At 71.9% G+C, this 24,000-nt stretch carries 23 protein-coding genes and 5 tRNA genes; 7 read left to right on the top strand and 21 right to left on the bottom strand.

What is annotated here, in order from left to right; genetic code table 11:
* Positions 1 to 21 precede the first annotated feature (21 nt).
* The 3 genes from rsmD to ACFOSY_RS23140 form a co-directional block, all read right to left on the bottom strand.
* Complete coding sequence (gene rsmD, locus ACFOSY_RS23150; RefSeq protein WP_394309957.1) at positions 22 to 609, bottom strand: 16S rRNA (guanine(966)-N(2))-methyltransferase RsmD; 588 nt, start codon at positions 607 to 609, stop codon at positions 22 to 24.
* Between the two features lie 63 nt (positions 610 to 672).
* Complete coding sequence (gene recG, locus ACFOSY_RS23145; RefSeq protein WP_394309955.1) at positions 673 to 2,874, bottom strand: ATP-dependent DNA helicase RecG; 2,202 nt, start codon at positions 2,872 to 2,874, stop codon at positions 673 to 675.
* Between the two features lie 85 nt (positions 2,875 to 2,959).
* Positions 2,960 to 4,696: a DAK2 domain-containing protein gene (locus ACFOSY_RS23140; protein WP_394309953.1), complete on the bottom strand. Its 1,737-nt coding sequence runs from the start codon at positions 4,694 to 4,696 to the stop codon at positions 2,960 to 2,962.
* 266 nt (positions 4,697 to 4,962) lie between these two features.
* On the opposite strand from ACFOSY_RS23140, the gene rpmB reads away from it, so the two are divergent.
* Positions 4,963 to 5,148 carry a 50S ribosomal protein L28 gene (gene rpmB / locus ACFOSY_RS23135; protein ID WP_003993230.1) on the top strand — a complete coding sequence of 62 codons (186 nt, stop codon included), beginning with the start codon at positions 4,963 to 4,965 and terminating at the stop codon, positions 5,146 to 5,148.
* Between the two features lie 507 nt (positions 5,149 to 5,655).
* On the opposite strand, the gene thiD is transcribed toward rpmB, so the two are convergent.
* Both thiD and ACFOSY_RS23125 read right to left on the bottom strand, forming a co-directional pair.
* On the bottom strand, positions 5,656 to 6,468 hold the full coding sequence (gene thiD / locus ACFOSY_RS23130; protein WP_394309947.1) for a bifunctional hydroxymethylpyrimidine kinase/phosphomethylpyrimidine kinase: 813 nt from the start codon (positions 6,466 to 6,468) through the stop codon (positions 5,656 to 5,658).
* Positions 6,465 to 7,430 (bottom strand): thiamine-phosphate kinase, encoded by a 966-nt coding sequence (locus ACFOSY_RS23125; RefSeq protein WP_006130474.1) that lies wholly within the window; start codon positions 7,428 to 7,430, stop codon positions 6,465 to 6,467. The genes thiD and ACFOSY_RS23125 overlap by 4 nt, the downstream gene beginning before the upstream one ends.
* A 206-nt stretch (positions 7,431 to 7,636) precedes the next feature.
* On the opposite strand from ACFOSY_RS23125, the gene ACFOSY_RS23120 reads away from it, so the two are divergent.
* Both ACFOSY_RS23120 and ACFOSY_RS23115 read left to right on the top strand, forming a co-directional pair.
* Positions 7,637 to 7,870, top strand: coding sequence for an Lrp/AsnC family transcriptional regulator (locus tag ACFOSY_RS23120; protein ID WP_004983019.1), 234 nt, complete (start codon positions 7,637 to 7,639; stop codon positions 7,868 to 7,870).
* Positions 7,871 to 7,890: 20 nt separating this feature from the next.
* Positions 7,891 to 8,391 (top strand): DUF3515 domain-containing protein, encoded by a 501-nt coding sequence (locus ACFOSY_RS23115; RefSeq protein WP_394309943.1) that lies wholly within the window; start codon positions 7,891 to 7,893, stop codon positions 8,389 to 8,391.
* 73 nt (positions 8,392 to 8,464) lie between these two features.
* Here the strand turns inward: ACFOSY_RS23115 and ACFOSY_RS23110 are convergent, their stop codons facing one another.
* From ACFOSY_RS23110 to ACFOSY_RS23100, 3 genes are all read right to left on the bottom strand, one after another.
* Entirely contained in the window at positions 8,465 to 9,622 is a 1,158-nt protein-coding gene (locus tag ACFOSY_RS23110; protein ID WP_394309941.1) for a D-alanine--D-alanine ligase family protein, read from the bottom strand.
* A gap of 104 nt (positions 9,623 to 9,726) precedes the next feature.
* Entirely contained in the window at positions 9,727 to 10,737 is a 1,011-nt protein-coding gene (locus ACFOSY_RS23105) for an NAD(P)H-dependent glycerol-3-phosphate dehydrogenase (protein WP_394309939.1), read from the bottom strand.
* A complete protein-coding gene (locus tag ACFOSY_RS23100; RefSeq protein ID WP_394309937.1) occupies positions 10,734 to 11,549 on the bottom strand; it encodes a lysophospholipid acyltransferase family protein in 816 nt (271 codons plus the stop codon). Before ACFOSY_RS23100 ends, ACFOSY_RS23105 begins: the two co-directional genes overlap by 4 nt.
* A 175-nt stretch (positions 11,550 to 11,724) precedes the next feature.
* Between ACFOSY_RS23100 and cofC the strand changes: the two genes are divergently transcribed.
* Both cofC and ACFOSY_RS23090 read left to right on the top strand, forming a co-directional pair.
* Positions 11,725 to 12,363 carry a 2-phospho-L-lactate guanylyltransferase gene (cofC, locus tag ACFOSY_RS23095; protein ID WP_394309935.1) on the top strand — a complete coding sequence of 213 codons (639 nt, stop codon included), beginning with the start codon at positions 11,725 to 11,727 and terminating at the stop codon, positions 12,361 to 12,363.
* Between the two features lie 10 nt (positions 12,364 to 12,373).
* Positions 12,374 to 12,577 (top strand): hypothetical protein, encoded by a 204-nt coding sequence (locus tag ACFOSY_RS23090; protein ID WP_006130482.1) that lies wholly within the window; start codon positions 12,374 to 12,376, stop codon positions 12,575 to 12,577.
* 114 nt (positions 12,578 to 12,691) lie between these two features.
* Here ACFOSY_RS23090 and ACFOSY_RS23085 read toward each other — a convergent pair whose 3' ends face one another.
* The 4 genes from ACFOSY_RS23085 to leuC form a co-directional block, all read right to left on the bottom strand.
* Complete coding sequence (locus tag ACFOSY_RS23085; protein ID WP_394309932.1) at positions 12,692 to 13,330, bottom strand: HU family DNA-binding protein; 639 nt, start codon at positions 13,328 to 13,330, stop codon at positions 12,692 to 12,694.
* Positions 13,331 to 13,466: 136 nt separating this feature from the next.
* On the bottom strand, positions 13,467 to 13,697 hold the full coding sequence (locus ACFOSY_RS23080) for an SCO5555 family protein (protein ID WP_031065334.1): 231 nt from the start codon (positions 13,695 to 13,697) through the stop codon (positions 13,467 to 13,469).
* A gap of 278 nt (positions 13,698 to 13,975) precedes the next feature.
* The gene (leuD, locus tag ACFOSY_RS23075) at positions 13,976 to 14,569 is read right to left on the bottom strand and encodes a 3-isopropylmalate dehydratase small subunit (protein WP_394309930.1); all 594 of its coding nucleotides are present in this window, start codon (positions 14,567 to 14,569) and stop codon (positions 13,976 to 13,978) included.
* 6 nt (positions 14,570 to 14,575) lie between these two features.
* On the bottom strand, positions 14,576 to 16,003 hold the full coding sequence (gene leuC, locus ACFOSY_RS23070) for a 3-isopropylmalate dehydratase large subunit (RefSeq protein WP_394309928.1): 1,428 nt from the start codon (positions 16,001 to 16,003) through the stop codon (positions 14,576 to 14,578).
* Positions 16,004 to 16,196: 193 nt separating this feature from the next.
* Here leuC and ndgR point away from each other — a divergent pair, with 193 nt between their 5' ends.
* Entirely contained in the window at positions 16,197 to 16,910 is a 714-nt protein-coding gene (ndgR, locus tag ACFOSY_RS23065; protein ID WP_394309926.1) for an IclR family transcriptional regulator NdgR, read from the top strand.
* Positions 16,911 to 17,048: 138 nt separating this feature from the next.
* On the opposite strand, the gene ACFOSY_RS23060 is transcribed toward ndgR, so the two are convergent.
* The 9 genes from ACFOSY_RS23060 to ACFOSY_RS23020 form a co-directional block, all read right to left on the bottom strand.
* Positions 17,049 to 17,121: transfer RNA gene (locus ACFOSY_RS23060), tRNA-Glu, on the bottom strand.
* A gap of 27 nt (positions 17,122 to 17,148) precedes the next feature.
* Positions 17,149 to 17,220: transfer RNA gene (locus tag ACFOSY_RS23055), tRNA-Gln, on the bottom strand.
* A gap of 21 nt (positions 17,221 to 17,241) precedes the next feature.
* Positions 17,242 to 17,314, bottom strand: a tRNA-Glu gene (locus ACFOSY_RS23050).
* Positions 17,315 to 17,376: 62 nt separating this feature from the next.
* Positions 17,377 to 17,449: transfer RNA gene (locus ACFOSY_RS23045), tRNA-Glu, on the bottom strand.
* Between the two features lie 39 nt (positions 17,450 to 17,488).
* A tRNA-Gln gene (locus ACFOSY_RS23040) sits at positions 17,489 to 17,560 on the bottom strand.
* Positions 17,561 to 17,651: 91 nt separating this feature from the next.
* A complete protein-coding gene (locus ACFOSY_RS23035; protein WP_394309924.1) occupies positions 17,652 to 18,383 on the bottom strand; it encodes an HAD family hydrolase in 732 nt (243 codons plus the stop codon).
* A gap of 118 nt (positions 18,384 to 18,501) precedes the next feature.
* The gene (gene gltX, locus ACFOSY_RS23030) at positions 18,502 to 19,986 is read right to left on the bottom strand and encodes a glutamate--tRNA ligase (RefSeq protein WP_394309922.1); all 1,485 of its coding nucleotides are present in this window, start codon (positions 19,984 to 19,986) and stop codon (positions 18,502 to 18,504) included.
* The gene (locus ACFOSY_RS23025; protein WP_394309920.1) at positions 19,979 to 20,764 is read right to left on the bottom strand and encodes a fumarylacetoacetate hydrolase family protein; all 786 of its coding nucleotides are present in this window, start codon (positions 20,762 to 20,764) and stop codon (positions 19,979 to 19,981) included. Before ACFOSY_RS23025 ends, gltX begins: the two co-directional genes overlap by 8 nt.
* 173 nt (positions 20,765 to 20,937) lie before the next feature.
* Positions 20,938 to 21,126, bottom strand: a complete 189-nt coding sequence (locus tag ACFOSY_RS23020) for a hypothetical protein (protein ID WP_394310060.1) — start codon at positions 21,124 to 21,126, stop codon at positions 20,938 to 20,940.
* A gap of 607 nt (positions 21,127 to 21,733) precedes the next feature.
* Here ACFOSY_RS23020 and ACFOSY_RS23015 point away from each other — a divergent pair.
* The coding region (locus tag ACFOSY_RS23015; RefSeq protein WP_394309917.1) for a sensor histidine kinase at positions 21,734 to 24,000 on the top strand (2,267 nt) is incomplete at its 3' end.

Raw genomic sequence — 24,000 nt, 5'->3', positions numbered from 1 at the left:
ATTCCTCGCTCTCCGGTCCGGTCATCGTGCGTCTTCGCACGTAGAGGCGGCGCGACCGTACCAAAACGTTCCCTCGCCGTAGCGACGGGCCCGGAGCGCCTCGAAACCCGGCGGCCAGGCGAATTCCCCGCCTCTGGTGCTGCGCTCCACGGTGACGAGGGCGTCGTCGGCGAGCCACCCCCCGGAGCGGAGTGTGAGCAGAATCTCCCGGAGATCGCCGTCCGGGACGACGTAGGGCGGGTCGAGGAAGACGACGTCGTACGGCTGCTCCGGGGGCGCGGTGCGCACGATCTGTTCCGCTTTGCCCGGCCTCACCTCGGCGCCGGGGAGGCCGAGCGCCTTCACGTTCTCCCGGACGGTGCGCACCGCGCGGGCGTCGGCCTCGACGAGCAGCACGTGTCCGGCGCCGCGGGACAGGGCCTCCAGGCCGACGGCGCCGGAGCCGGCGTACAGGTCGAGGACGCGTTCGCCGTCGAGGGGGCCGCCGAGCAGCGACTGCCAGGTGGAGAGGAGCCCTTCGCGCGCCCGGTCGGAGGTGGGGCGGGTGCCCTGGCCCGGCGGGACGGCCAGGCGGCGTCCGCCGGCCGCGCCGGCGATCACGCGGGTCATGTCCTCGGTCCTTGTCGGTGGTGTTCCTGCGAACAGGTCGGCCGGTGGCCGGTCCCCAGTGTGTCAGCCCTTCTCCAGGTACTGCTCACGCTCCTCGTCCAGCAGGGCGTCCAGCGCCGTGCGCAGGGCGGGCAGGCGCTCCAGGTCCGGGTCGGCGGCGACGATCCGGGTGGCCTCCTCGCGGGCCTCGGCGATGACCTCCTCGTCGTCGATGACGGCGAGCATGCGCAGGCTGGACCGGGTGCCGGACTGGGCCTGGCCGAGCACGTCGCCCTCGCGGCGCTGTTCGAGGTCGATGCGGGAGAGTTCGAAGCCGTCGAGGGTGGAGGCGACCGCGGTCAGCCGCCGGCGGGCGGGGCTCGCCTCGGGCATCTCGGTGACCAGCAGGCACAGTCCGGGGGCCGAGCCGCGGCCGACGCGGCCGCGGAGCTGGTGCAGCTGGGAGACGCCGAAGCGGTCGGCGTCCATGATCACCATCACGGTGGCGTTCGGGACGTTGACCCCGACCTCGATGACGGTGGTGGCCACCAGGACGTCCGCCTCGCCGGCGGCGAACCGGCGCATCACGGCGTCCTTGTCGTCGGGCTGCATCCTGCCGTGCAGCACCTCCACGCGCAGTCCGGCCAGCGGACCCCGCGCGAGCTGCTCGGCGATGTCCAGGACGGCGAGCGGGGGCCGCTTCTCCGCCTCGTCCTCCGGGGTCTTCTTCTTCGCCTTGGCGCCGTCCTCCTCGTCGCCGATGCGCGGGCACACCACGTACGCCTGGTGGCCCTTGCCGACCTCCTCGCGCACCCGCTCCCAGGCACGGGCGAGGAAGTGCGGCTTGTCGGCGGCCGGGACGACATGGCTGGAGATGGGCGAGCGGCCGGCCGGGAGCTGGTCCAGGACGGAGGTCTCCAGGTCGCCGAAGACGGTCATGGCGACCGTGCGCGGGATGGGCGTGGCCGTCATGACCAGCAGGTGCGGCGGCTGCTTGCCCTTGCCGCGCAGGGCGTCGCGCTGCTCGACGCCGAAGCGGTGCTGCTCGTCCACGACCACCAGGCCGAGGTCGTGGAACTGCACCTTGTCCTCGATCAGCGCGTGCGTGCCGATGACGACGCCGGCCTCGCCGGTGGCCAGGTCGAGCAGGGCCTTGCGGCGGGCGGCGGCGCCCATGGAGCCGGTGAGCAGGACCACCTTGGTGGCGTTCTCCGCGCCGCCGAGCATCCCTCCCTCGGCCAGCTCCCCCATCATCTCGGTGACCGAGCGGTGGTGCTGCTGGGCGAGCACCTCGGTGGGCGCGAGCATCGCGGCCTGTCCGCCCGCGTCGACGACGGCGAGCATGGCGCGCAGGGCGACCAGGGTCTTGCCGGAGCCGACCTCGCCCTGGAGCAGGCGGTGCATGGGGTGGTCGGTGGCGAGGTCGGCGAAGATCTCCTCGGAGACCTTCCGCTGGCCCTCCGTGAGGGTGAAGGGGAGGCGGTCGTCGAAGGCGGCCAGGATGCCGTCGGGCCGCGGGCGGCGGGGCACGGCCGGGAGCTGCGCGTCGGCGTGCCGGCGGCGGGCGAGGGCGACCTGGAGGACGAACGCCTCGTCCCACTTGAGGCGGGCGCGGGCCTCCTCGATGTCCGCCTTGGTGTGCGGGCGGTGAATCTTGAGCAGGGCCTCGGGGAGCGGGACCAGCCCGCGGCCTTCGCGCAGGGTCTGAGGGAGCGGGTCGGCGGCCTCCTGGGCGCTCGGCAGGACCGTCTGGATCGCCTTGCCGATCTTCCAGGACTCCAGCTTGGCGGTGGCCGGGTAGAGCGGGATCAGGGCGCCGGCCCAGGTCTCGACGGCCTCCTCTGAGTCGGCGCGCAGCAACTCGTAGGCCGGGTGGGTGAGTTGGAGACGGCGGTTGAAGACGGAGACCTTGCCGGCGAACATCGCGCGGGTGCCCGGCAGGAGTTCCTTGTGCGGCTTGTGGACACCGGCGCCGAAGAAGACCAGCTGGAGCCGGCCGCTGCCGTCGGTGATCGTCACCTCCAGGCGCTGGCCCTTGCCGCGCGGGGCGCGGCTGGAGGCGAAGGTGTGCAGCCGGGCGTCGGCGACCTGCGCGACCACGGTGACGTGCTCGTCCATCGGCAGGTCGGCGAGGTGGGTGAGCTGGCCGCGCTCCTCGTACCGGCGTGGGTAGTGGTGCAGCAGGTCGCCGACGGTGTGCAGGCCGAGGTGCTCGGCCATCACCTTCGCGGTGGCGGGGCCGAGCACTTTCTTCAGTGGTTCGTCCAGTGCGGGCACGGCATCCATTGGACACCACTCCACTGACAGAGCGGGGACGGCGGGCCGCCTCCCCGGTGGCCGCCTCCCCGGTCGGCGCCGGACGGCGGCCGGGTCACTCGACGCCGATGAGCAGGACGGAGCCCTGCCGGCCGCCGTGGTAGGCGACCGTGTCGACGGCCAGGTAGCCCTCGCGCACCCGGGCCTCCAGGCGCTCCGCGACGGACTCCGGGGCGCCGTCGCCGACCACCAGGGTGACCAGCTCGCCGCCTGCCGCGAGCATGCGGTCCAGGACGGCCAGGGCGGTGTCGGTGAGGTCCTGGCCGATGACCGCCACGTCGCCGTCGACCAGGCCGAGGACGTCGCCGGCCTGGCAGATGCCGGCCATGGTCCAGGACTGCCGCTCGGCGACGGTGACCTCGGCGTAGCGGGTCGCCCCAGCGGCGGAGGTCATCGCCACCACGTCCTCGTCGAAGCGGCGCTCCGGCTCGTGCACCGCGAGGGCCGCGATGCCCTGCACCGCGGAGCGGGTGGGGATGAGGGCCACCCGCACGCCCTCCGCCCGTACCTGTTCGGCGGCCGCGGCGGCGGTGTGGCGCAGCTCGGCGTCGTTGGGCAGCAGCACCACCTCGCGCGCGTGGGCGCGCCGTACGGCCTGGACGAGCTCGCCGCTCGCGGGCGGTTCGCCGGGCCGGGCGAGTACGGCCGTGGCGCCGGCCTCCGCGTACAGGGCCGCCAGGCCCTCGCCGGGCACCACGGCCACCACGGCACGCTGGACGCGCTCGGCGGGCGTGCGCTCGGCCCCGCCGGCGTGCGCGTCCCCGGCGCCGAAGTGGGTGATCCGGATGCGGTACGGCCGCCCCGCCTCGACGCCCGCCTCCACGGCGGCGCCGGCGTCGTCGACGTGCACATGGACGTTCCACAGGCCGTCGCCGCCGACGACGACGAGTGAGTCGCCGAGGGCGTCGAGCCGCTCCCGCAGCCGCGCGACCGCCGCGTCCTCGGCCTCCAGCAGGTAGATCACCTCGAAGGCGGGGCTCCCGGCCTCGGATGTGGCGGGGGCGTCCGCGCAGGGTGCGGGGGATGTGTGCGCCGCCTCGACGCGCGCGTGCAGGGCCTCGCCGCGCGCGTGGAGGCCGGTTACGCGTCCCGCCGTGCCCCGGGGCGTCTCCCCCGTGAGCGTCTCCACCAGCGCCGCCAGGACGGTCACCAGGCCGCGTCCGCCCGCGTCGACCACGCCCGCGCGGCGCAGGACGTCCAGCCGGTCCGGGGTCTCGGCGAGCGCCGCGCGGGCGCCCTCGTGGGCGGCGCGGGCCACCGCACCGCAGTCGCCGTCGACGTCACCGGCCGCGTCGGCGGCGGCCGAGGCGACGGTGAGGACCGTGCCCTCCACGGGGTGCGCCACCGCCTGCCGGGCGGAGTCGGCCGCGTGCCGCAGGGCGAGCCCGAGGCCCCGTCCGTCGGCGTGCGCCGGGGCGTCGTCGCCGGCCAGCACCTGGGCCATGCCGCGCAGCAGCTGGGCGAGGATCGTCCCGGAGTTCCCGCGCGCGCCGATCAGCGCGCCGTGCGCCATCGCGCGCACCGCGTCGGCCAGGGTGGGGCCGGGATCCCTGCCGCCGGGACCCGTGGCGCCGGAATCCGTGCCGCCGGCCTCGTGACCCGCGAACACCGCCTCCACGGCCGTGGCCGCCGACTCCAGGGTCAGATAGAGGTTGGTGCCGGTGTCGCCGTCCGCCACGGGATAGACGTTGATCGCGTCGATCTCCTCGCGGGCCCGTCCGAGCGCGTCGAGCGCGAGACCGCACCAGGCACGCACCGCGAGAGCATCGAACGTCTGCGGCACCTGCGGCACCTGCGCCTCCTCGAGCTGCTGGACGTGGCACGCAGCGTAGACGGTGGGCCCCCGCCCGCCGGAAGAGGGCCGCAGGCGGGCCCGTGAGCTGGCATGCTAGTTTCGTTCTACGGGTGCAGCCGTTGTATGCTGCTCCGGTTGCCCGATCCGATCGGGCGTCTCCCCCTGGCAACGCCACTCAGATCCGCCGGCTCCTCGAGTCCTGGATCTGGATCCCGGCCTGCCGGGATCAACCGTAAGTGCATCTGAAGTCTTTGGAGTGACCCGTGGCTGCCAACTGCGACGTCTGCGGCAAGGGGCCGGGCTTCGGCAACAACATCTCGCACTCGCACCGCCGTACGTCCCGCCGCTGGAACCCGAACATCCAGCGTGTGCGTACCGTGGTCGGCGGGACGCCGAAGCGCGTGAACGCCTGCACCTCGTGCATCAAGGCCGGCAAGGTCTCGCGCTGACGCATTCGCTGAGCGCGCGGCCACAGCCGGTATCGCCGCAACGGGCCGGTCCACCTCAGGGTGGGCCGGCTTTTTGCTGTTCCCGGCTGGGTGAGGGCCCGAGGGTTCCTGTGCCCGGCACACGGTGGGCCTGACGGCCGGGTGACGCGTCCCTGAGTGCGGTCCGCCCGGCGCGATGAAGGCAGCGGTTGTCACGAACCCTGTCCGATCACGCCATCCGCGCCCGGCGCGCACCCGGGCGTCGGCCGGGCTCGGCCGCGTGGCGAGGTGCCGCCTGCGCCCACCCGTGCCGCCCCAAGCGGCACGACTGCCCGCAGACGGCAGGGCCGAGCGAGCCCCCACGCGGCCCGGACCAGGGAAGCGACCGAACACACCCGCCCCCGCCCCGCACCCAGGCGTCAGCCCGACTCCGCCACGCGCCGACGTACCGCCCGCGCCCACCCGTACCGCCCCAAGCAGCACGCATGCCCGCAGACGGCAAGGCCCGCCGGCGCCCGTCCAGGTGTCCTACGGCTCCTCGCGTCGCAGCGCCCAGCCGTGGTCCACGGGGCCGATCCCCCCGCCCAGGGCGAAGCCCGATGCCAGAGCCCCGGTGACGTACGTCTTCGCCGCCGTCACCGCCTCCGGGACCGAGCGGCCCAGGGCGAGGTACGAGGCGATCGCGGAGGCCAGGGTGCAGCCGGTGCCGTGGGTGTGGCGGTTGTCGTGGCGGGGGGCGCGCAGCCAGTGTTCCTCCGTGCCGTCCGTGAGGAGGTCGACGGCCTCCTCGGACTCGGCGCCGGCCAGGTGCCCGCCCTTGATCACCACCCAGCGCGGGCCGAACTCCAGCACGGCCGCCGCGGCCCGCCGCATGTCCCGCTCGGCGGCCACCCGTACGCCGGTGAGCTGCGCGACCTCGTCCAGGTTCGGCGTGACCACGGTGGCCACCGGCAGCAGCTTCGTGCGGACGGAGTCCAGCGCGGACGCCGCCAGCAGCGGGTCGCCGTGCTTGGAGACGCCCACCGGGTCGACGACCGCCGGCGCGTCCGTGCCGGCGAGCAAGTCGGCCACCGTCTCCACGAGTTCGGCCGAGGAGAGCATGCCGGTCTTGACCGCCTGCACCCCGATGTCGTCGACGACGCTGCGGTACTGGGCGCGTACCGCCTCCACCGGGAGTTCCCAGGCGCCCTGCACGCCGAGGGAGTTCTGCGCGGTCACCGCGGTCAGCACGCTCATCCCGTGCACGCCGAGCGCCAGCATCGTCTTCAGGTCGGCCTGGATGCCCGCTCCCCCGCCGGAGTCGGAGCCGGCCACCGTGAGCACCCGGGGCGGCGCGCTCATGACTCGATGTCCCCGAAGTGGTCCCAGCCGCCCTGGCTGGTCCAGGGTGCCCCGTCCACCGTCACCTGCGGCAGCGCGGACGGGTTGAGCACCTCCCCGATGACCTTCCAGCGGGCGGGCAGCTTCACGTCCGGCGGGAAGGTGGCCACGATCGCGTGGTCCTCGCCGCCGGTCAGCACCCACTGCATGGGGTCGACGCCGACGGCCTGCCCGATGTCGTTCATCTGCGAGGGGATGTCGATCGCGCCGGATCGGACGTCGATGCGGACCTTGCTGGACTCGGCGATGTGCCCGAGGTCGGCGATCAGTCCGTCGCTGACGTCGCACATGGCGGTCGCACCCAGCGCGGCGGCGGCCGGACCCGCGTGGTACGGCGGCTCGGGGCGCCGGTGCGCCTCGACGAAGGCGCGCGGGGAGCGGAAGCCGCGGGAGAGCACCGCGTGCCCGGCCGCGGACCAGCCGAGCCAGCCGGTCACCGCGACGATGTCGCCGGGCTGCGCCCCGCCCCGCGTGACGGGCTCCTGGTTGCGCAGGTCGCCGAGCGCGGTGATGGACACGGTGATGGTGTCGCCGCGGACGACGTCCCCGCCGACGACGGCCGCGCCGGCCACCTGGCACTCGTCGCGCAGCCCGTCCATGAGTTCGCTGGGCCAGGTCACCGGCAGTTCGGCGGGCACGACCAGGCCGAGCAGCAGGGCCGTCGGCACGGCGCCCATGGCGGCGATGTCGGCGAGGTTCTGGGCGGCGGCCTTGCGGCCGACGTCGTAGGCCGTGGACCAGTCGCGGCGGAAGTGGCGCCCCTCGACCAGGACGTCGGTGCTGGCCACGACGCGCCGGTCGGGCGCGGAGACCACGGCGGCGTCGTCGCCGGGGCCGACCCGGACCGCCGGGGTGGTGGTGAGACGGGAGGTGAGCTCCCTGATGAGCCCGAACTCCCCGAGCTCACCAACAGTGCCCTTCATGTCCCTTGCGCCCCTTCCATCCCTGTCCGTGCCCGGTCGCGGGTCGTCCCGGTCCTCGATACGGTCGAACCGACCGTCAACTTCTGCCGTGCCTGTACCCCGGCGCGCACACCCCGGTTCCCGCAGGTCTCCCCGCGACGAGCGGCGACGCGATACCGTGGCGTTCCTTTTCCCCACATGATCCTCGTGGCCGCCCTGGAGGTTCCGTGGTACAGGCGTACATCCTGATCCAGACGGAGGTCGGCAAGGCGTCGACCGTCGCCGATCTGATCGGCAAGATCCCTGGAGTCGTCCAGGCCGAGGACGTGACGGGTCCCTACGACGTCATCGTGCGCGCCCAGGCCGACACCGTCGACGACCTGGGACGCATGGTCGTCGCCAAGGTCCAGCAGGTGGACGGCATCACCCGCACCCTGACCTGCCCGGTGGTGCATCTGTAGCCCCCGTCTACCCTGTGCCGGTGAACTCCTTCCGCCACCGGCACGCCGTTTGCTCCGCACTCGCGGTGCTGATCACCGTCGCGGGCTGCTCCTCAGCAGACGACAGCGTGTCCGCGGCGGTTCCCAGCCCGGACGCGAAGGTCACCGGGCTGTGTCAGAACCTGGACAAGGTCCTGCCGGCGACGGTGGACGGTGAGAGCCGCGACGACCCCGAACCCGCGTCCGAACTGACCTCGGGCTGGGGCGGCGTGGCGATCATACTGCGGTGCGGTGTCGAACGGCCGCCGAAGATGACCGATCCGAAGGTGGCCAACGGCCAGGACGCCGACGCGGTGCCCGGCGGCGTCAACGGCGTCGACTGGCTGATGGAGCGGCGGGAGGACGGCGTCCAGCACTTCACCACCGCCAACCGCGAGGCGTACGTCGAGGTCGAGGTGACCGACGGGCGGGACAGCACGGGCGTGCTGATCGACCTGGCCCCGGCCGTGAAGGAGGCGATCCCCGAGGGGATCGCCTCCTGACGCGCGTGCGGGGTGCGGCTCGGCGCTGCTCCGGACGTTCAGCGCGGTCCGGTGCTCAGCGCGGTCCGGTTACTCAGCGCAGTCCGGTGGACCGGCGCAGCGCCGCCCGGATCAGCAGGTCGACGAGCTCCTGGTAGCTCACGCCGGTCGCCTGCCACATCTGCGGGTACATCGAGATGGGCGTGAAGCCGGGCAGGGTGTTGATCTCGTTGATCACGAACTCGCCGTCCTCGGTGAGGAAGAAGTCCGCGCGGACCAGGCCCTCGCAGGAGGCCGCGTCGAACGCCTCGACCGCGAGCCGGCGCACCTCGGCGGTCTCCTCGTCGGTCAGCGGCGCCGGCACGATGCCGGGCGTGGAGTCGATGTACTTGGCCTCGAAGTCGTAGTACGCGTGCGCGTCCGGCGGCGGGATCTCGGCGGGCAGCGAGGCGCGCGGCCCGTCCTCGAACTCCAGCACGCCGCACTCGATCTCGCGTCCGCGCAGCGCCGCCTCGACGATGATCTTCGGGTCGTGGCGCTGCGCCTCGGCGATCGCGTCGTCCAGTCCGGCCAGGCCGTCGACCTTGGTGATGCCGATGGACGAGCCGGCCCGGGCGGGCTTCACGAACAGCGGCCAGCCGTGCTCGCCGGCGAAGTCGACGATCCGCCTGCGGGCCGCCGCCTCGTCCCGCTCCCACTCGCGCGGCCGGATCACCAGGTACGGGCCGACCTTGAGCCCGAAGGAGGTGAACACCCGCTTCATGTACTCCTTGTCCTGGCCGACGGCCGAGGACAGCACCCCGCAGCCCACGTAGGGGATGCCGGAGAGTTCGAGCAGCCCCTGGAGGGTGCCGTCCTCCCCGTAGGGGCCGTGCAGCACCGGGAAGACCACGTCGACCTCACCGAGTGCCTTGGGCACCGATCCCGGCTCGCTGTAGACGACTTCGCGGTCCGCGGGGTCGACGGGGAGCACCACCGCGCCCTCCGCGGACTCGGCCAGCTGGTCGACGCTGGGCGTGCGGCGCTCGGCGATCGCCATGCGTTCCGGTTCGTCGGCGGTGAGCGCCCACCGGCCGTCCTGGGTGATGCCGATCGGCAGGACGTCGTACCTGGTCCGGTCGATGGCCTTGAGGACGGCGCCGGCGGTGACCACGGAGATCCCGTGCTCGGAGCTGCGCCCGCCGAACACGACGGCCACACGCGGCTTGCGCGACGGCGACTCGGGGCTCTGGGGGAGGTTCTCGGTGCTCATATCGCGACGAGCGTACCCGCTGCCGGAGCCGGGTCACAGCGCCCGCAACGCCGTGCGTGGGCCGAACGGAGGGGGCCGCCGCCCGGCCGCCGTCCGGCCGTCGCTCAGCGTCGTTCGGGCTTCGCGCTGCGCGACATCAGTTCCTTCAGGGCCACCTGAGGCGGCTTGCCCTCGTGCACGATCCCGACGACCGTCTCGGTGAGCGGCATGTCGACGCCGTGCCGGCGTGCCAGGTCCAGCACCGACTCGCAGGACTTGACGCCCTCGGCGGTCTGCCTGGTGACCGCGATGGTCTCCTGGAGGGTCAGCCCCTTGCCGAGGTTGGTGCCGAAGGTGTGGTTGCGGGACAGCGGCGAGGAGCAGGTGGCCACCAGGTCGCCCAGGCCCGCGAGTCCGGAGAAGGTCAGCGGGTCGGCGCCGAGCGCGACGCCGAGCCGCGTGGTCTCGGCGAGACCGCGGGTGATGAGCGAGCCCTTGGTGTTGTCGCCCAGGCCCATGCCGTCCGCGATGCCGACGGCGAGACCGATGACGTTCTTCACCGCGCCGCCCAGCTCGCAGCCGATGACGTCGGTGTTGGTGTACGGCCGGAAGTACGGGGTGTGGCAGGCGGTCTGGAGCCGCCGGGCGACCTCTTCGTCGGTGCAGGCGACCACGGCGGCGGCCGGCATCCGGGCGGCGATCTCGCGGGCCAGGTTGGGGCCGGTCACCACGGCGATCCGCTCCCGGCCGACCTTGGCGACGTCCTCGACGACCTCGCTCATCCGCATCGCGGAGCCGAGTTCGACGCCCTTCATCAGGGACACCAGCACCGTGTGCGGCGCGAGGAGGTCCCGCCATTGTGCGAGGTTGCCGCGCAGCGTCTGCGAGGGCACCGCGAGGACGGTGAAGTCGGCGCCGCGCGCGGCCTCGGCGGCGTCCGAGGTGGCCCGCAGGTTCTCGGGGAGTTCCACCCCGGGCAGGTAGTCGGGGTTGGTGCGGGTGGAGTTGACCGCCTCGGCGAGTTCGGGGCGCCGTCCCCACAGGACGACGTCGCAGCCGGCGTCGGCGAGGACCATGCCGAAGGCCGTCCCCCACGATCCGGTGCCGAAGACGGCCGCCTTGACCGGCGTGCTCATGTGCCCAGCCCCTCTTCCGGCACGGCCGCCCGGTCGCCCCGCGTCCGGTCCTGCCGGGGGGCGCGGTCCTGCCGCCGCTGTGCGTGCGTCCGGCGGCGCTGCTCCAGCCGCTCCGCGCGCGGGTCGTAGGGCGTGTCGGGGGCCTTCTCGCCGCGGACGTCCTCCAGCAGGCGGGTCACGGCGGCCATGATCACCTCCGTCGCCTCCTTGAGGAGCTCCGGTGTCATCTCCCGGTCGTAGAAGCGCGACAGATCGACCGGCGGGCCGGCCAGCACCCTGCTGGTCTTGCGCGGGAACAGCCGCGGCTTCCTGGCGTACGGCGGGAGCAGCTCGTTGGCGCCCCACTGGGCGACCGGGATCACCGGGCACTTGGTCTGGAGGGCGACGCGCGCGGCGCCGGTCTTGCCGGTCATGGGCCAGCCGTCCGGATCCCGGGTGAGGGTGCCCTCGGGATAGAAGGCGACGCACTCGCCGCGCTCCACGGCGTCGATCGCGGCGCGGAAGGCGCTCAGCGCGTCGGTGCTCTCGCGGTAGACGGGGATCTGCCCGGTGCCGCGCATCGCGGCGCCGACGAATCCCTTGCTGAAAAGCCCGGCCTTCGCGAGGAATCGCGGAACACGGCCGGTGTTGTACTGAAAGTGCGCGTAGGCCAAAGGATCGATGTGCGAATTGTGGTTCACCGCGGTGATGAATCCGCCCTCGGCCGGAATGTTCTCCATTCCGCGCCAGTCCCGCTTGAGCAGTACCACCAGCGGCGGTTTGCAGATCACCGCGGCGAAGCGGTACCAGAAGCCGATTCTGCGGCGCGGCACGAGTACACCTTCCTCTTAACGACGACAGGCCCAGGTCCCGGCCCCCTCAAGGCCGGGCGGGCCGCACAAGTGTCGCCCCGGGCCGCCGGTCTGTCGAGAACACCGTACGCCCGGTCCCCCGGCCGTCGGCCGCCCCGGGTGACAATGGCCGTGACAAGAGAGGGACGCAACACTCGTGCAGTGGACCTTGGTGGTACCCCTGAAGCCCCTGTCGCAGGCCAAGAGCAGGCTGGCGGACACCGCGGACGACGGTCTGCGGCCGGGTCTGGCGCTGGCGTTCGCGCAGGACACGGTGGCGGCCGCGCTGGCCTGCCCGGCGGTGCGGGATGTGGTGGTCGTCACCAACGACGCGCTGGCCGCCCGGGAACTGGCGGCGCTGGGCGCCGGCACCGTCCCCGACCTGCCACGGGCCGGGCTCAACGCCGCGCTCGTCCATGCCGCGACGGTGGCGGGCGCCGCCCGCCGCGCCGCCCCGGTGGCCGCCCTGAACGCGGATCTGCCGGCGCTGCGCCCGGCGGAACTGGCGCGGGTTCTGGAGGCGGCGGCGGAATTCCCGCGGTCCTTTCTCGCGGATTCCGCGGGGCTCGGCACGACCTTTCTGGCCGCGAGCCGCGGCCGTGAACTGCGTCCGCGATTCGGCGTGGATTCCCGCGTCCGGCACCGGGCGTCCGGCGCGGTGGAGCTCACGCTCGAGTCGGTGGACTCCGTACGGCAGGACGTGGACACCGGCGAGGATCTGCGGGCCGCGCTGGCCCTGGGGGTGGGTCCCCGCACGGCCGCGGCCGCCGCGCGGCTGACCGCCGGGCAGCAGTAGGCTGCCGCACATGCAGGCCACCGCGTACACCTACGACCCCGACAGCCGCAGCGGTCAGGTGCTGCTGGACGACGGCACCCCGGTCCCCTTCGACGCTGCGGCGTTCGACGCGGGCGGGCTGCGGCTGCTGCGTCCCGGGCAGCGGGTGCGGCTGGAGACGGAGGGCGAGGGCGCGTCCCTGCGGATCACGCTGGTGACGCTGCAGACCCTCTGAGCGCGGACGTGAGGGTCCGGACGGGTCCGGACGCACCGCGGGCCGGACTCCCGGGGGAGTCCGGCCCGACACGTGAGTACCGCTTGCCCGAAGGGGGAGGGGACGAGGCGTCCGCTACTTCTTGCGGGCGGTGGTCTTCTTGGCGGTGGTCTTGCGCGCGGTCGACTTCTTGGCGGGGGCCTTCTTGGCCGTCGCCTTCTTCGCCGGGGCCTTCTTCGCCGTGGTCTTCTTCGCGGCGGTGCTCTTGGCCGCGGCGGTCGACTTGGCGGGGGCCTTCTTCGCCGTGGTCTTGCTCGCCGTCGTCTTGGCGGTGGCCTTCTTGGCCGTGGTCTTCTTCGCGGCCGTCTTCTTGGCGGTGGCGGCCTTCTTGGCCGTGGTCTTCTTCGCCGCGGCCTTCTTCACCGTCGCCGAAGCGCCGCCGGTGAGGCTGCCCTTGGGCGCCTTCTTCACGGCGACCTCGCCGCCGCGCGGCAGCTTCTTCGAGCCGCTGACCAGGTCCTTGAAGCCCTGGCCCGCGCGGAAACGCGGGACGGAGGTCTTCTTGACCCGAACCCGCTCGCCCGTCTGGGGGTTGCGGGCGTAACGGGCCGGGCGGTCGACCTTCTCGAACGAACCGAAGCCGGTGACCGAGACCCGCTCCCCCGAGACGACCGCGCGGACGATGGCGTCGAGTACGTGGTCGACGGCGTCGGCGGCCTGCTGGCGGCCGCCCACCTTGTCGGCAATCGCTTCTACGAGCTGCGCCTTGTTCACGTCTTCCCCTTCGGAGACATCGCCAGAACGAATGTGTTCAAGCTTTTTCGCACGTTAGGCAGATATATACCGCAAATCAAACACGAAACGGGCTAATCACCCTTGTGCCGCAACGAACTCGGTTGTCCCGACCGGTTCAGCGTTCCTCGTCGGGGATCCGTCCCTCGTCGAGGTCCGCCAGGAACCGCTCCAGACGCCTTGCCGCACCGGCGAGATCGTGCTTGGCCGCGGCCGTAATGACCAACAGCTTCCGGGTCAGCGCCATCCGTACGCCCTCCGGGACTTGCAGTGCGCGCACCCTCGAGTGCGCTTCCTTGAGCCGGACCGCGACCGCCGTACAGAGCTGGAGTTGGCCGTCGTGTTCCATGCACAGATTGTGCCATCTGGGGCGAGTTGTCGCCTGCGCAGGGGGCAACTGCCGCGCCGGACGGCCGTCCGCACACACCCGGGATCCACGGCCACGTGACACGTGTACCCCGGCAACCACCTTCCTAACGTGGCAAGTTGGCGGCCCACAAGACGGCACGCGGAGCCGGACGGGTGCGAAGACGCCCGTACCCCCGATCGGTCCGATCGGGGGTACGGGCGGGGTGACGCGGTGGCCGAAAGTCGACCTCCGTCGAGGACTTCGGCCGGGCGCGGAGGTCAGGCCGTGAGCGTCCGCGGCTTGAACGACGGGCGCTTCGCCTCGTACGCGGCGATGTCGGCCTCGTTCCGGAGCGTGATGGAGATGTCGTCGAGGCCGTTCAGCAGCCGCCAGCGGGAGTTCTCGTCCAGCTCGAAGGGGGCGTTGACGCCCTCGGCGCGCACCTCGCGGGCCTCGAGGTCGACGGTGATCTCGGTGGTGGGGTCGGCCTCGGTGAGCTCCCACAGCGCGTCGACGGTCTTCTGGTCGAGGACGACCGTCAGCAGGCCGTTCTTCAGCGAGTTGCCGCGGAAGATGTCGGCGAAGCGGGAGGAGATCACGGCCTTGAAGCCGTAGTTCTGCAGCGCCCAGACGGCGTGCTCACGGGAGGATCCGGTGCCGAAGTCGGGGCCGGCCACCAGCACCGAGGCGCCCTGGCGCTCGGGCCGGTTGAGCACGAACTCGGGGTCCTTGCGCCAGGCCTCGAACAGCCCGTCCTCGAACCCGTCCCGCGTCACCTTCTTGAGCCAGTGGGCCGGGATGATCTGGTCGGTGTCGACGTTGCTGCGGCGCAGCGGGACGGCCCGGCCGGTGTGGGTGGTGAATGCTTCCATGACTGATCAGACTCCAGCGGGCGTACGGTCGGCGGCGGCGAGGTCGGCCGGGGAGGCCAGGTGGCCGAGGACCGCGGTGGCCGCGGCGACCTGCGGGGACACCAGGTGGGTGCGTCCGCCCTTGCCCTGCCGGCCCTCGAAGTTGCGGTTGGAGGTCGAGGCGGAGCGCTCACCGGGGGCGAGCTGGTCGGGGTTCATGCCCAGGCACATGGAGCAGCCCGCGTGCCGCCACTCGGCGCCGGCCTCCTTGAAGACCACGTCCAGGCCCTCGGACACGGCCTGGAGACCCACCCGCGCGGAGCCGGGGACGACCAGCATCCGTACGCCGTCGGCGACTTTGCGGCCCGCGATGACCTCCGCGGCGGCGCGCAGGTCCTCGATGCGGCCGTTGGTGCAGGAACCTACGAAGACGGTGTCCACGTTGATGGAGCGCAGCGGCTGTCCGGCCTCCAACCCCATGTACTCCAGGGCCTTTTCGGCGGCGAGCCGCTCCGAGGCGTCCTCGTACGAGGCGGGGTCGGGGACCGACGCGGAAAGCGGCGCGCCCTGGCCGGGGTTGGTGCCCCAGGTGACGAACGGCGACAGCTCGGCGGCCTCGATGACGACCTCGGCGTCGAACTCGGCGTCGTCGTCGGACCTCAGCGTCTTCCAGTAGGCGACGGCCGCGTCCCAGTCCTCGCCCTCGGGGGCGTGCGGACGGCCCTCGAGGTAGGCGAAGGTCGTCTCGTCGGGGGCGATCATGCCCGCGCGGGCGCCGGCCTCGATCGACATGTTGCAGATGGTCATCCGGGCCTCCATCGAGAGCTTCTCGATGGCCTCGCCGCGGTACTCCAGGACGTAGCCCTGGCCGCCGCCCGTGCCGATCTTCGCGATGATCGCCAGGATCAGGTCCTTGGCGGTGACGCCCTCGGGCAGCTCGCCGTTGACCGTGATCGCCATGGTCTTGGGGCGGGCCATCGGCAGAGTCTGGGTCGCCAGGACGTGCTCGACCTGGGAGGTGCCGATGCCGAAGGCCAGTCCGCCGAAGGCGCCGTGGGTGGAGGTGTGCGAGTCGCCGCACACCACCGTCATGCCGGGCTGGGTCAGGCCCAGCTGCGGGCCGACGACGTGCACGACGCCCTGCTCGACGTCGCCCAGCGGGTGCAGCCGGACGCCGAACTCGGCGCAGTTCTTGCGCAGCGTCTCCAGCTGGATCCGGGAGACCGGGTCGGCGATGGGCTTGTCGATGTCGAGGGTGGGGGTGTTGTGGTCCTCGGTCGCGATGGTGAGGTCGAGACGGCGCACCTGGCGGCCGTTCTTGCGGAGGCCGTCGAAGGCCTGGGGGCTGGTCACCTCGTGCAGCAGGTGCAGATCGATGAAGAGGAGGTCGGGCTCGCCCTCGGCGCGCCGGACGACGTGGTCGTCCCAGACCTTCTCCGCGAGTGTCCTACCCATCGCTTTCCCTCCGGCCGGCACAGTGCGCTCCGGCCCAACTAGAGATCTGTGGGACGGCGCCCGCGCCCCTGTCACCGGGCGTCCGCCGTCAGGCCCGGTGGTCCACGGGCCGCGTTGCTTCGTCCTTCAAGAGTGGCGCGTTCCACGGAAAATTGAACTTGCGTTTCACAGAGTGAGACGCAAGTATCGTTGCATGGACAACAGTAGCGGCGTCGGCGTTCTGGACAAGGCAGCACTCGTCCTGAGCGCCCTGGAGTCCGGCCCGGCCACCCTCGCGGGGTTGGTCGGTGCCACCGGACTGGCACGACCCACGGCCCACCGCCTTGCGGTGGCACTGGAGCACCACCGTCTGGTGGCGCGTGACATGCAGGGGCGGTTCATCCTCGGACCGCGCCTGGCGGAACTGGCCGCGGCCGCGGGTGAGGACCGGCTGCTCGCCACGGCGGGCCCGGTGCTGACGCACCTGCGCGACGTGACGGGTGAGAGCGCCCAGCTCTACCGCCGCCAGGGCGACATGCGCATCTGCGTCGCCGCCGCGGAGCGCCTGTCCGGACTGCGGGACACGGTACCGGTGGGCTCCACGCTCACCATGAAGGCCGGCTCGTCGGCGCAGATCCTCATGGCCTGGGAGGAGCCCGAGCGGCTGCACCGCGGCCTCCAGGGCGCCCGCTTCACGGCGACGGCCCTCTCCGGTGTACGGCGCCGCGGCTGGGCCCAGTCGATCGGCGAGCGCGAGCCGGGTGTGGCGTCCGTCTCGGCGCCGGTGCGCGGCCCGTCGAACCGCGTGGTGGCCGCCGTCTCGGTCTCCGGCCCCATCGAGCGTCTGACGCGCCACCCGGGCCGGATGCACGCCCAGGCCGTCATCGACGCCGCCGCCCGCCTGTCCGAGGCGCTCCGGCGCTCCTGAACGCCCTCTCCTGTCCACCGAACCCGCCCCGTGGGAACGGGCCCGCCTCAACGCCGCGGCGGATCCGTTCCCCGGTCCCCGGGCACACGCCCCGGAACGCCGAAAGCCCCCCACCGAAGTGGAGGGCTTTCGCCGACGTACCCCCGACCGGATTCGAACCGGCGCTACCGCCTTGAGAGGGCGGCGTGCTAGGCCGCTACACAACGGGGGCGTGGATCACACGTTTCCGCGGATCCTGCTGGTCTACCTGGACTCGAACCAAGACTAACTGAACCAGAATCAGTCGTGCTGCCAATTACACCATAGACCAATGATGGTTTAGACCAGTCAGTACCCCCGACCGGATTCGAACCGGCGCTACCGCCTTGAGAGGGCGGCGTGCTAGGCCGCTACACAACGGGGGCCCTAGCGATCCTGCATCAAGGACAGTGGGAGCTACCCTTGCTGTCCTCGCGGGAAGGATCTGTACCCCCGACCGGATTCGAACCGGCGCTACTGCCTTGAGAGGGCAGCGTGCTAGGCCGCTACACAACGGGGGCTTTGCGGATGAGATCCGCGGTGCAGATGAGCTCTGCGAGCTGGCCTACCTGGACTCGAACCAAGACTAACTGAACCAGAATCAGTCGTGCTGCCAATTACACCATAGGCCACTGGAACGCAAGCCCCGAGGGGGATTTTGTTCTAGTTCTGCGCTTCGGGGCTCCGGCCTTCCGGCCCGCTCCCCGCGGCGCAGGAAGAACATTACCCGAAGGACGACGACGCTCCAAAACGAGTATCGCCGCGCAGCAGGGCGGGCAGTTCGGCGAGGGACGCGATGCGGCGCGGACCGGCCGGCGGGTCGAGGGCCGCGTGGGTGCCGGCGCGGTCGATCCACACCGAGAGCAGCCCGGCCTCGGCGGCGCCCCGGCCGTCGATCTCCGGGTGGTCCCCGACGTACGCGACCTGCTCCGGGGACAGCGCGAGGGCCTCGCAGGCGGCCAGGAAGGCGCCCGGCTCCGGCTTGGACACGCCCAGCTCGGCGGCGCACAGGATCGCCTCGAACCGGTCGTGCACGCCGAGCACCCGCAGCTTGCGGTCCTGCACGCGCAGGCTGGAGTTGGAGAGCACGGCGTGCCGGTGGCCGGCGGCGAGGGCGTCGAGGACGGGCAGCACGTCCGGGAACAGGCTCCAGGCGGACTCGTAGTGGACCAGGTAGCGGTCGAACCAGTCGTCCGCCTCCGTGTCGGTCAGCTCACGGCCGAGGAACACCCGGATGCGGTCGCGGCGCTGGGTGTCGAAGTCCACCTCGCCCGCGGCGAACCGCGCCCACTGCTGCTCGGTGATCTCCCGCCAGCGTGCCAGCCCCTCCTCCACGGAGCCGTACCCCGCGAGCAGCCCCTCGGCGACGAGGTGGGCGCGCATACCCTCCCGGTCGGCGGAGGTGTAGTCGAACAGCGTGTCGTCGACGTCCCAGACCACGGCGCGGATGTCCATGCCACCGACCGTACCCGGACGGGCCGGAGCGCACCGGGCAACACCGGGGAACACCGGGGAACACCTGGGGGGCGGCCCCCGGACACGTCCGGGAGCCGCCCCCGCACGGCGGGTGAGGTCAGCCGGCCAGCTTCGCCAGGGCGGCGTCGACGCGGGCCAGGGTCTTCTCCTTGCCCAGCACCTCGAGGGACTCGAAGAGCGGCAGGCCGACGGTGCGGCCGGTGACGGCGACGCGGACCGGGGCCTGGGCCTTGCCGAGCTTGAGGCCGTGGGCCTCGCCGGCGGCCAGGACGGCCTCCTTCAGCGACTCGGCGGAGGTCCAGTCGGCGGCCTGAAGGTTCTCCCGGGCGGTGCGCAGCAGGGCGTCGGAGCCCTCCTTCATCGCCTTGTTCCAGGACGCCTCGTCGAAGACCGGCTCCGGCAGGAACAGGAAGTCGACGTTGTCGGTGATCTCGGAGAGCACCTTGAGGCGGGTCTGCGCGTGCGGGGCGACGGCCTGCCACTTGGCCTCGTCGAAGGCCTCCGGCGCCCAGGGGGCGTGGGGGGCCTGGAGCCAGGGGCGGCAGCGCTCGGCGAAGTCCTTCACGTCGAGCATGCGGATGTGGTCGGCGTTGATCGCCTCGCACTTCTTGAGGTCGAAGCGCGCCGGGTTGGGGTTGACGTCGGTGACGTCGAAGGCGGCGACCATCTCGTCGATCGAGAAGACGTCCTGGTCGGCGGAGAGCGACCAGCCGAGCAGCGACAGGTAGTTGAGCAGGCCCTCGGGCAGGAAGCCGCGCTCGCGGTAGAGGTTGAGCGAGGACTGCGGGTCGCGCTTGGAGAGCTTCTTGTTGCCCTCGCCCATCACGTACGGCAGGTGGCCGAAGGCGGGGATGTCCTTGGCGACGCCCAGCTCGATCAGCGCCTTGTACAGCGCGATCTGGCGCGGGGTGGAGGAGAGCAGGTCCTCGCCGCGCAGGACGTGGGTGATCTCCATCAGGGCGTCGTCGACCGGGTTGACCAGCGTGTACAGCGGGGCGCCGTTGGCACGGACGATGCCGTAGTCCGGCACGTTCTCCGGCAGGTAGGTGATCTCGCCGCGGACCAGGTCCGTGAAGGTGACCGGCTCGTCGGGCATCCGGAAGCGGACGATGGGCGTACGGCCCTGCGCCCGGTACTCCTCGACCTGGGCGCCGGTGAGCTCGCGGCAGTGGCCGTCGTAGCCGGACGGCTTGCCGGCGGCGCGGGCGGCCTCGCGGCGGGTGTCCAGCTCCTCCTGCGAGCAGTAGCAGTGGTAGGCGTGGCCCGCGTCGAGCAGCTTGCGCGCGACGTCCTGGTAGATGTCCATGCGCTGCGACTGGCGGTACGGCGCGTGCGGGCCGCCGGTCTCGGGGCCCTCGTCCCAGTCGAAGCCCAGCCAGCGCATCGCGTCGAGCAGCTGGGTGTAGGACTCCTCGGAGTCGCGGGCCGCGTCGGTGTCCTCGATGCGGAAGACCAGGGTGCCGCCGTGGTGCTTGGCGAACGCCCAGTTGAACAGGGCGGTGCGGACCAGGCCCACGTGGGGGTTACCGGTGGGCGAGGGGCAGAAACGGACGCGTACGGGGGAGCCGGATGCGCTAGCCACGCTTGACAACCTTGTTGGTGAGAGTGCCGATGCCTTCGATGGTGACGGCGACCTCGTCGCCGACGTGCAGGGGGCCGACCCCGGCCGGGGTGCCCGTGAGGATGACGTCGCCCGGGAGCAGGGTCATGGCCTCGGAGATGTTGACGACCAGGTCCTCGATGGAGTGGATCATCTCGCTGGTGCGGCCGAGCTGGCGCTGGTCGCCGTTGACCGTGAGCTGGATCGTCAGGTCGGACGCCGTCCCGACGTCCAGTCCGGTCTCCACCCAGGGGCCGAGCGGGCAGGACGTGTCGAAGCCCTTGGCCCGGGCCCACTGCTTCTCCCGCTTCTGGACGTCGCGCGCGGTGACGTCGTTGGCGCAGGTGTAGCCGAAGATCACGTCCTTGACGCGCTCGCGCGGGACCTCGCGGCAGAGCCGGCCGATGACCACGGCGAGTTCGGCCTCGTGGTGCACGTCCTGGGAGAAGGAGGGGTACTGGATCTCGTCGCCGGGGCCGACGACCGAGGTGGCGGGCTTGAAGAAGGCGAAGGGGGCGTCGGGCACCTCGTTGCCCAGCTCCTTCGCGTGGTCCGCGTAGTTGCGCCCGAAGGCCACCACCTTGTTGGGGAGCACCGGGGGCAGCAGCCTGACCTTGCTCACCGGGACCTTGGTGCCGGAGAGCTCGAAGTCCGCGAACGGGATGCCCTTGATGATGTCCAGGACGAGCTCGTCCTGCTTCTCGCCCTCGACCGCGCCGAAGGCGACGTTCCCGTCGATGGAGAATCTGGCGATGCGCACGGGATGCTGGTCCCCTTGACTGAAGCGGCTGGAGTCTGACGCTCCAGGCTAGCGCGCAGGGGTCCGGGCCCGGCGCACCGACGAGGGGCGCCCCACCGCGGCCGGCGGGGCGCCCCTCGTCGGTGCGCGGCGCGCGTTGAGCGTTTCGCGGCGGCCGCGCGTATGCACCGCTGTCAGTTCGCGGTGCCGGCCGTGACCGGGATCTCCATGAGGATGGTGCGCTTGGGGTTGGCCGTCTGGGCCGGGAGTTCGACGGGGTGCTCCTGCTGGACCGGCTTCTGCAGTTCGCCGGCACCGTCGAGGTGCGCGAGCGTGGTGCGCCGCGGGTTGGCGATCTTGTGGAACATCGTCGTCGTCTTCACTGTTTACTTGACCCTGTCCTGTTCACGGGCGCCCCGAGGGGCCGGGAAGACCCTCGGACGGGCGCGGGTTGTCAGTTCTGCCGTCCCTGTAAAGCGTCAGGCTAAACATTCAATTCCCGGCGGCCCGGGGCCGGGAGACGTGATCACCGTGTGAGTTTCCTCACGATAGGAATGACATTCCGGACATCCCGGGCGCGCTCCACGGCGACCGGAATCGGACATTGACTCCCTGAAGCGACCATTCCGCTCCTGATCATGCCGACTGGGACACCCCCCGGACCCCGTCGGTCCGCGCCGGTATGTCCGATATGGCGAAGATCCCGCTCTACGACTGGTGATCCAGCGGACACGGGGTGTCACGTATGTCACGGGTAAGCCCACGGGCCTTGTTGGAGGTCCTGCACTGTGCTGGAATCTCACGGACCGCCGCAGGGATCGAGCCGGCGCACAGGGGGCGCGACCACGCGCCGAGCGGCGGCGAGATGGGGGGAACCGGCGCCGGACCATCACGACCACCACGGGGGCGTATTCAGGGCGCCCCTATGACGCCGACACCGTGCCTCGCCGTTCACGCGGAGGGGCGCCTGGTTCAGAGGTTGCGACGCTAGTGCAGGGACGTTTCAAGAGGGATGGCAGCGCTTCGGCGGAGCCGGAGCCGCAGGGCGGGACTGGCCCCAAGGCCGTCAGCTCCTCGCCCCAGCACGCCCAGAGCCAGGGACCGACCCCGCCCGGAAGCAGCGGTACGGGCGCGTCGTCCGCACCCGCAGCTCCGCCGGTCGCCCCCGCCGGTCCGGCCGGCCCGGGTTCGCGAATAGCCCTGCGCAACTGGCGGATCTCGACCCGCCTGGTGTCGCTGCTCGCGCTGCCGGTGGTCGCGGCCACCTCGCTCGGCGCGCTGCGTATCCAGCAGTCGATGGACGACATCCAGCAGCTCGACAACATGAAGCTGCTGACGGACATGACCAAGCAGGCCACCGAGCTGGCGCACGCGCTCCAGGAGGAGCGCGACCAGTCGGCCGGTCCGCTCGCGCACGGCGGCAAGGGCACGGACTTCTCGGTCAAGGGCTACCGCGAGAAGACCGACCGCGCGATGTCGAACTTCCTCGACAGCTCCGAGGAGATCGACGCCGCGAGCAAGGACGGCAACCTCAAGGGCGTCCGCGACAACCTCGTCCAGCTGGCCGGCGACCTGAGCGAGCTCGCCAAGATCCGCAACACGGCGTTCCAGCAGGAGGACAACTCGACGCAGACCGTCGAGGGCTACCACCGCCTGATCGAGAACCTGATCGACCTCTCGCAGGACATGGCGGAGGCGACCAGCAACCCCGACATGATCCAGCGCACGCGTGCCCTGGCGTCCTTCTCCGCCGCCAAGGAGTACGCGTCGGTCCAGCGCGCCGTCCTGGCCGCCGCGCTGCCCGCCAGCAACACCACCAAGGGCAATCTCAACGAGAACGACCGGCTCTACGCGCAGTCGGCCCTCGAGAGCCAGAAGTCCGAGGTCCGCGCCTTCAAGAGCATCTACGGCGAGGACTCCGCCGCCGAGCTGCTGCTGCCCATCGAAGAGGGCAACCCGACGATCCAGGCGACCGACGAGTACGCCGGCCGCGCGGTGGCCTCCGAGTTCGGTCTGCAGTCGGTGGGCGCGCGCTCCTACCGGGACTGGCTGGACGACAGCTCCACCAAGATCCAGCAGATGAAGAACATCGAGCTCAGGCTGCTCGAGGAGATGGAACAGAAGGCCCGAGAGCTGCGCAACGCCACCGAGCGCGACGCCTTCATCTCCGGTGCGCTGATCCTCATCGTGCTCGGTGTGTCCCTGGTCGGCGCCTTCGTCGTGGCCCGGTCCATGATCCGGTCGCTGCGCCGCCTGGAGGAGACCGCGACCAAGGTCGCCCAGGAGCGCCTGCCCGACCTGGTCAAGCAGCTCTCCGAGTCGGACCCGCAGGACGTCGACACCACCGTCGAGTCGGTCGGTGTGCACTCCCGGGACGAGATCGGCCGAGTGGCCGCGGCGTTCGACGACGTGCACCGCGAGGCGGTCCGCCTCGCCGCCGAGCAGGCCCTGCTGCGGGGCAACGTCAACGCGATGTTCACCAACCTCTCGCGCCGCTCCCAGGGTCTGATCCAGCGCCAGCTCTCGCTGATCTCCGAGCTCGAGTCCCGCGAGGCCGACCCGGACCAGCTGTCCTCGCTGTTCAAGCTGGACCACCTCGCCACGCGTATGCGCCGTAACGGTGAGAACCTCCTCGTCCTCGCGGGTGAGGAGCCCGGCCGCCGGTGGACCCGCCCGGTCCCCCTGGTCGACGTGCTCCGCGCCGCCGCGTCCGAGGTGGAGCAGTACGAGCGCATCGAACTGGCCGCGGTGCCGTCCACCGAAGTGGCCGGACGCGTCGTCAACGACCTCGTGCACCTGCTCGCCGAGCTGCTGGAGAACGCGACCTCGTTCTCCTCCCCGCAGACCAAGGTCAAGGTCACCGGTCACGCCCTGCCCGACGGCCGGGTGCTGATCGAGATCCACGACACCGGTATCGGTCTGTCGCCCGAGGACCTCGCGGCGATCAACGAGCGGCTCGCCTCGCCGCCCACCGTGGACGTCTCCGTCTCCCGCCGCATGGGTCTGTTCGTGGTCGGCCGTCTGTCGCAGCGCCACGGCATCCGGATCCAGCTCCGCCCGTCCGACTCCGGCGGTACGACCGCGCTGGTCATGCTGCCCGTCGACGTCGCCCAGGGCGGCAAGAAGCCGCAGGGCAAGCCCGGTCAGCCGGGCGGCGCGGGCGGTCCGGCCGCCGCGCAGGCCGCCGTCGACGCCGCCACCGCGCGGCGCTCCGTCCGTACCGTCACACGAAGGCTCACACATGGCCGCACCCGTTG

The organism is Streptomyces lusitanus (assembly GCF_042647945.1).
In the GTDB taxonomy this organism is placed as follows: Bacteria; Actinomycetota; Actinomycetes; order Streptomycetales; family Streptomycetaceae; genus Streptomyces; species Streptomyces pseudogriseolus.
Note: the sequence above shows the minus strand (reverse complement) of the source record. Positions and strands in the feature narration are given on the sequence as shown.

Bases quoted from the DNA above. Each gene is read 5' to 3' on its own strand.
- rsmD (WP_394309957.1), bottom strand. From the start codon at position 609: ATGACCCGCGTGATCGCCGGCGCGGCCGGCGGACGCCGCCTGGCCGTC.
- recG (WP_394309955.1), bottom strand. From the start codon at position 2,874: ATGGATGCCGTGCCCGCACTGGACGAACCACTGAAGAAAGTGCTCGGC.
- thiD (WP_394309947.1), bottom strand. From the start codon at position 6,468: ATGAGCGCGCCGCCCCGGGTGCTCACGGTGGCCGGCTCCGACTCCGGC.
- ACFOSY_RS23125 (WP_006130474.1), bottom strand. From the start codon at position 7,430: ATGAAGGGCACTGTTGGTGAGCTCGGGGAGTTCGGGCTCATCAGGGAG.
- ACFOSY_RS23110 (WP_394309941.1), bottom strand. From the start codon at position 9,622: ATGAGCACCGAGAACCTCCCCCAGAGCCCCGAGTCGCCGTCGCGCAAG.
- ACFOSY_RS23105 (WP_394309939.1), bottom strand. From the start codon at position 10,737: ATGAGCACGCCGGTCAAGGCGGCCGTCTTCGGCACCGGATCGTGGGGG.
- ACFOSY_RS23090 (WP_006130482.1), top strand. From the start codon at position 12,374: ATGCAGGCCACCGCGTACACCTACGACCCCGACAGCCGCAGCGGTCAG.
- ACFOSY_RS23080 (WP_031065334.1), bottom strand. From the start codon at position 13,697: ATGGAACACGACGGCCAACTCCAGCTCTGTACGGCGGTCGCGGTCCGG.
- leuD (WP_394309930.1), bottom strand. From the start codon at position 14,569: ATGGAAGCATTCACCACCCACACCGGCCGGGCCGTCCCGCTGCGCCGC.
- leuC (WP_394309928.1), bottom strand. From the start codon at position 16,003: ATGGGTAGGACACTCGCGGAGAAGGTCTGGGACGACCACGTCGTCCGG.
- ndgR (WP_394309926.1), top strand. From the start codon at position 16,197: ATGGACAACAGTAGCGGCGTCGGCGTTCTGGACAAGGCAGCACTCGTC.
- ACFOSY_RS23035 (WP_394309924.1), bottom strand. From the start codon at position 18,383: ATGGACATCCGCGCCGTGGTCTGGGACGTCGACGACACGCTGTTCGAC.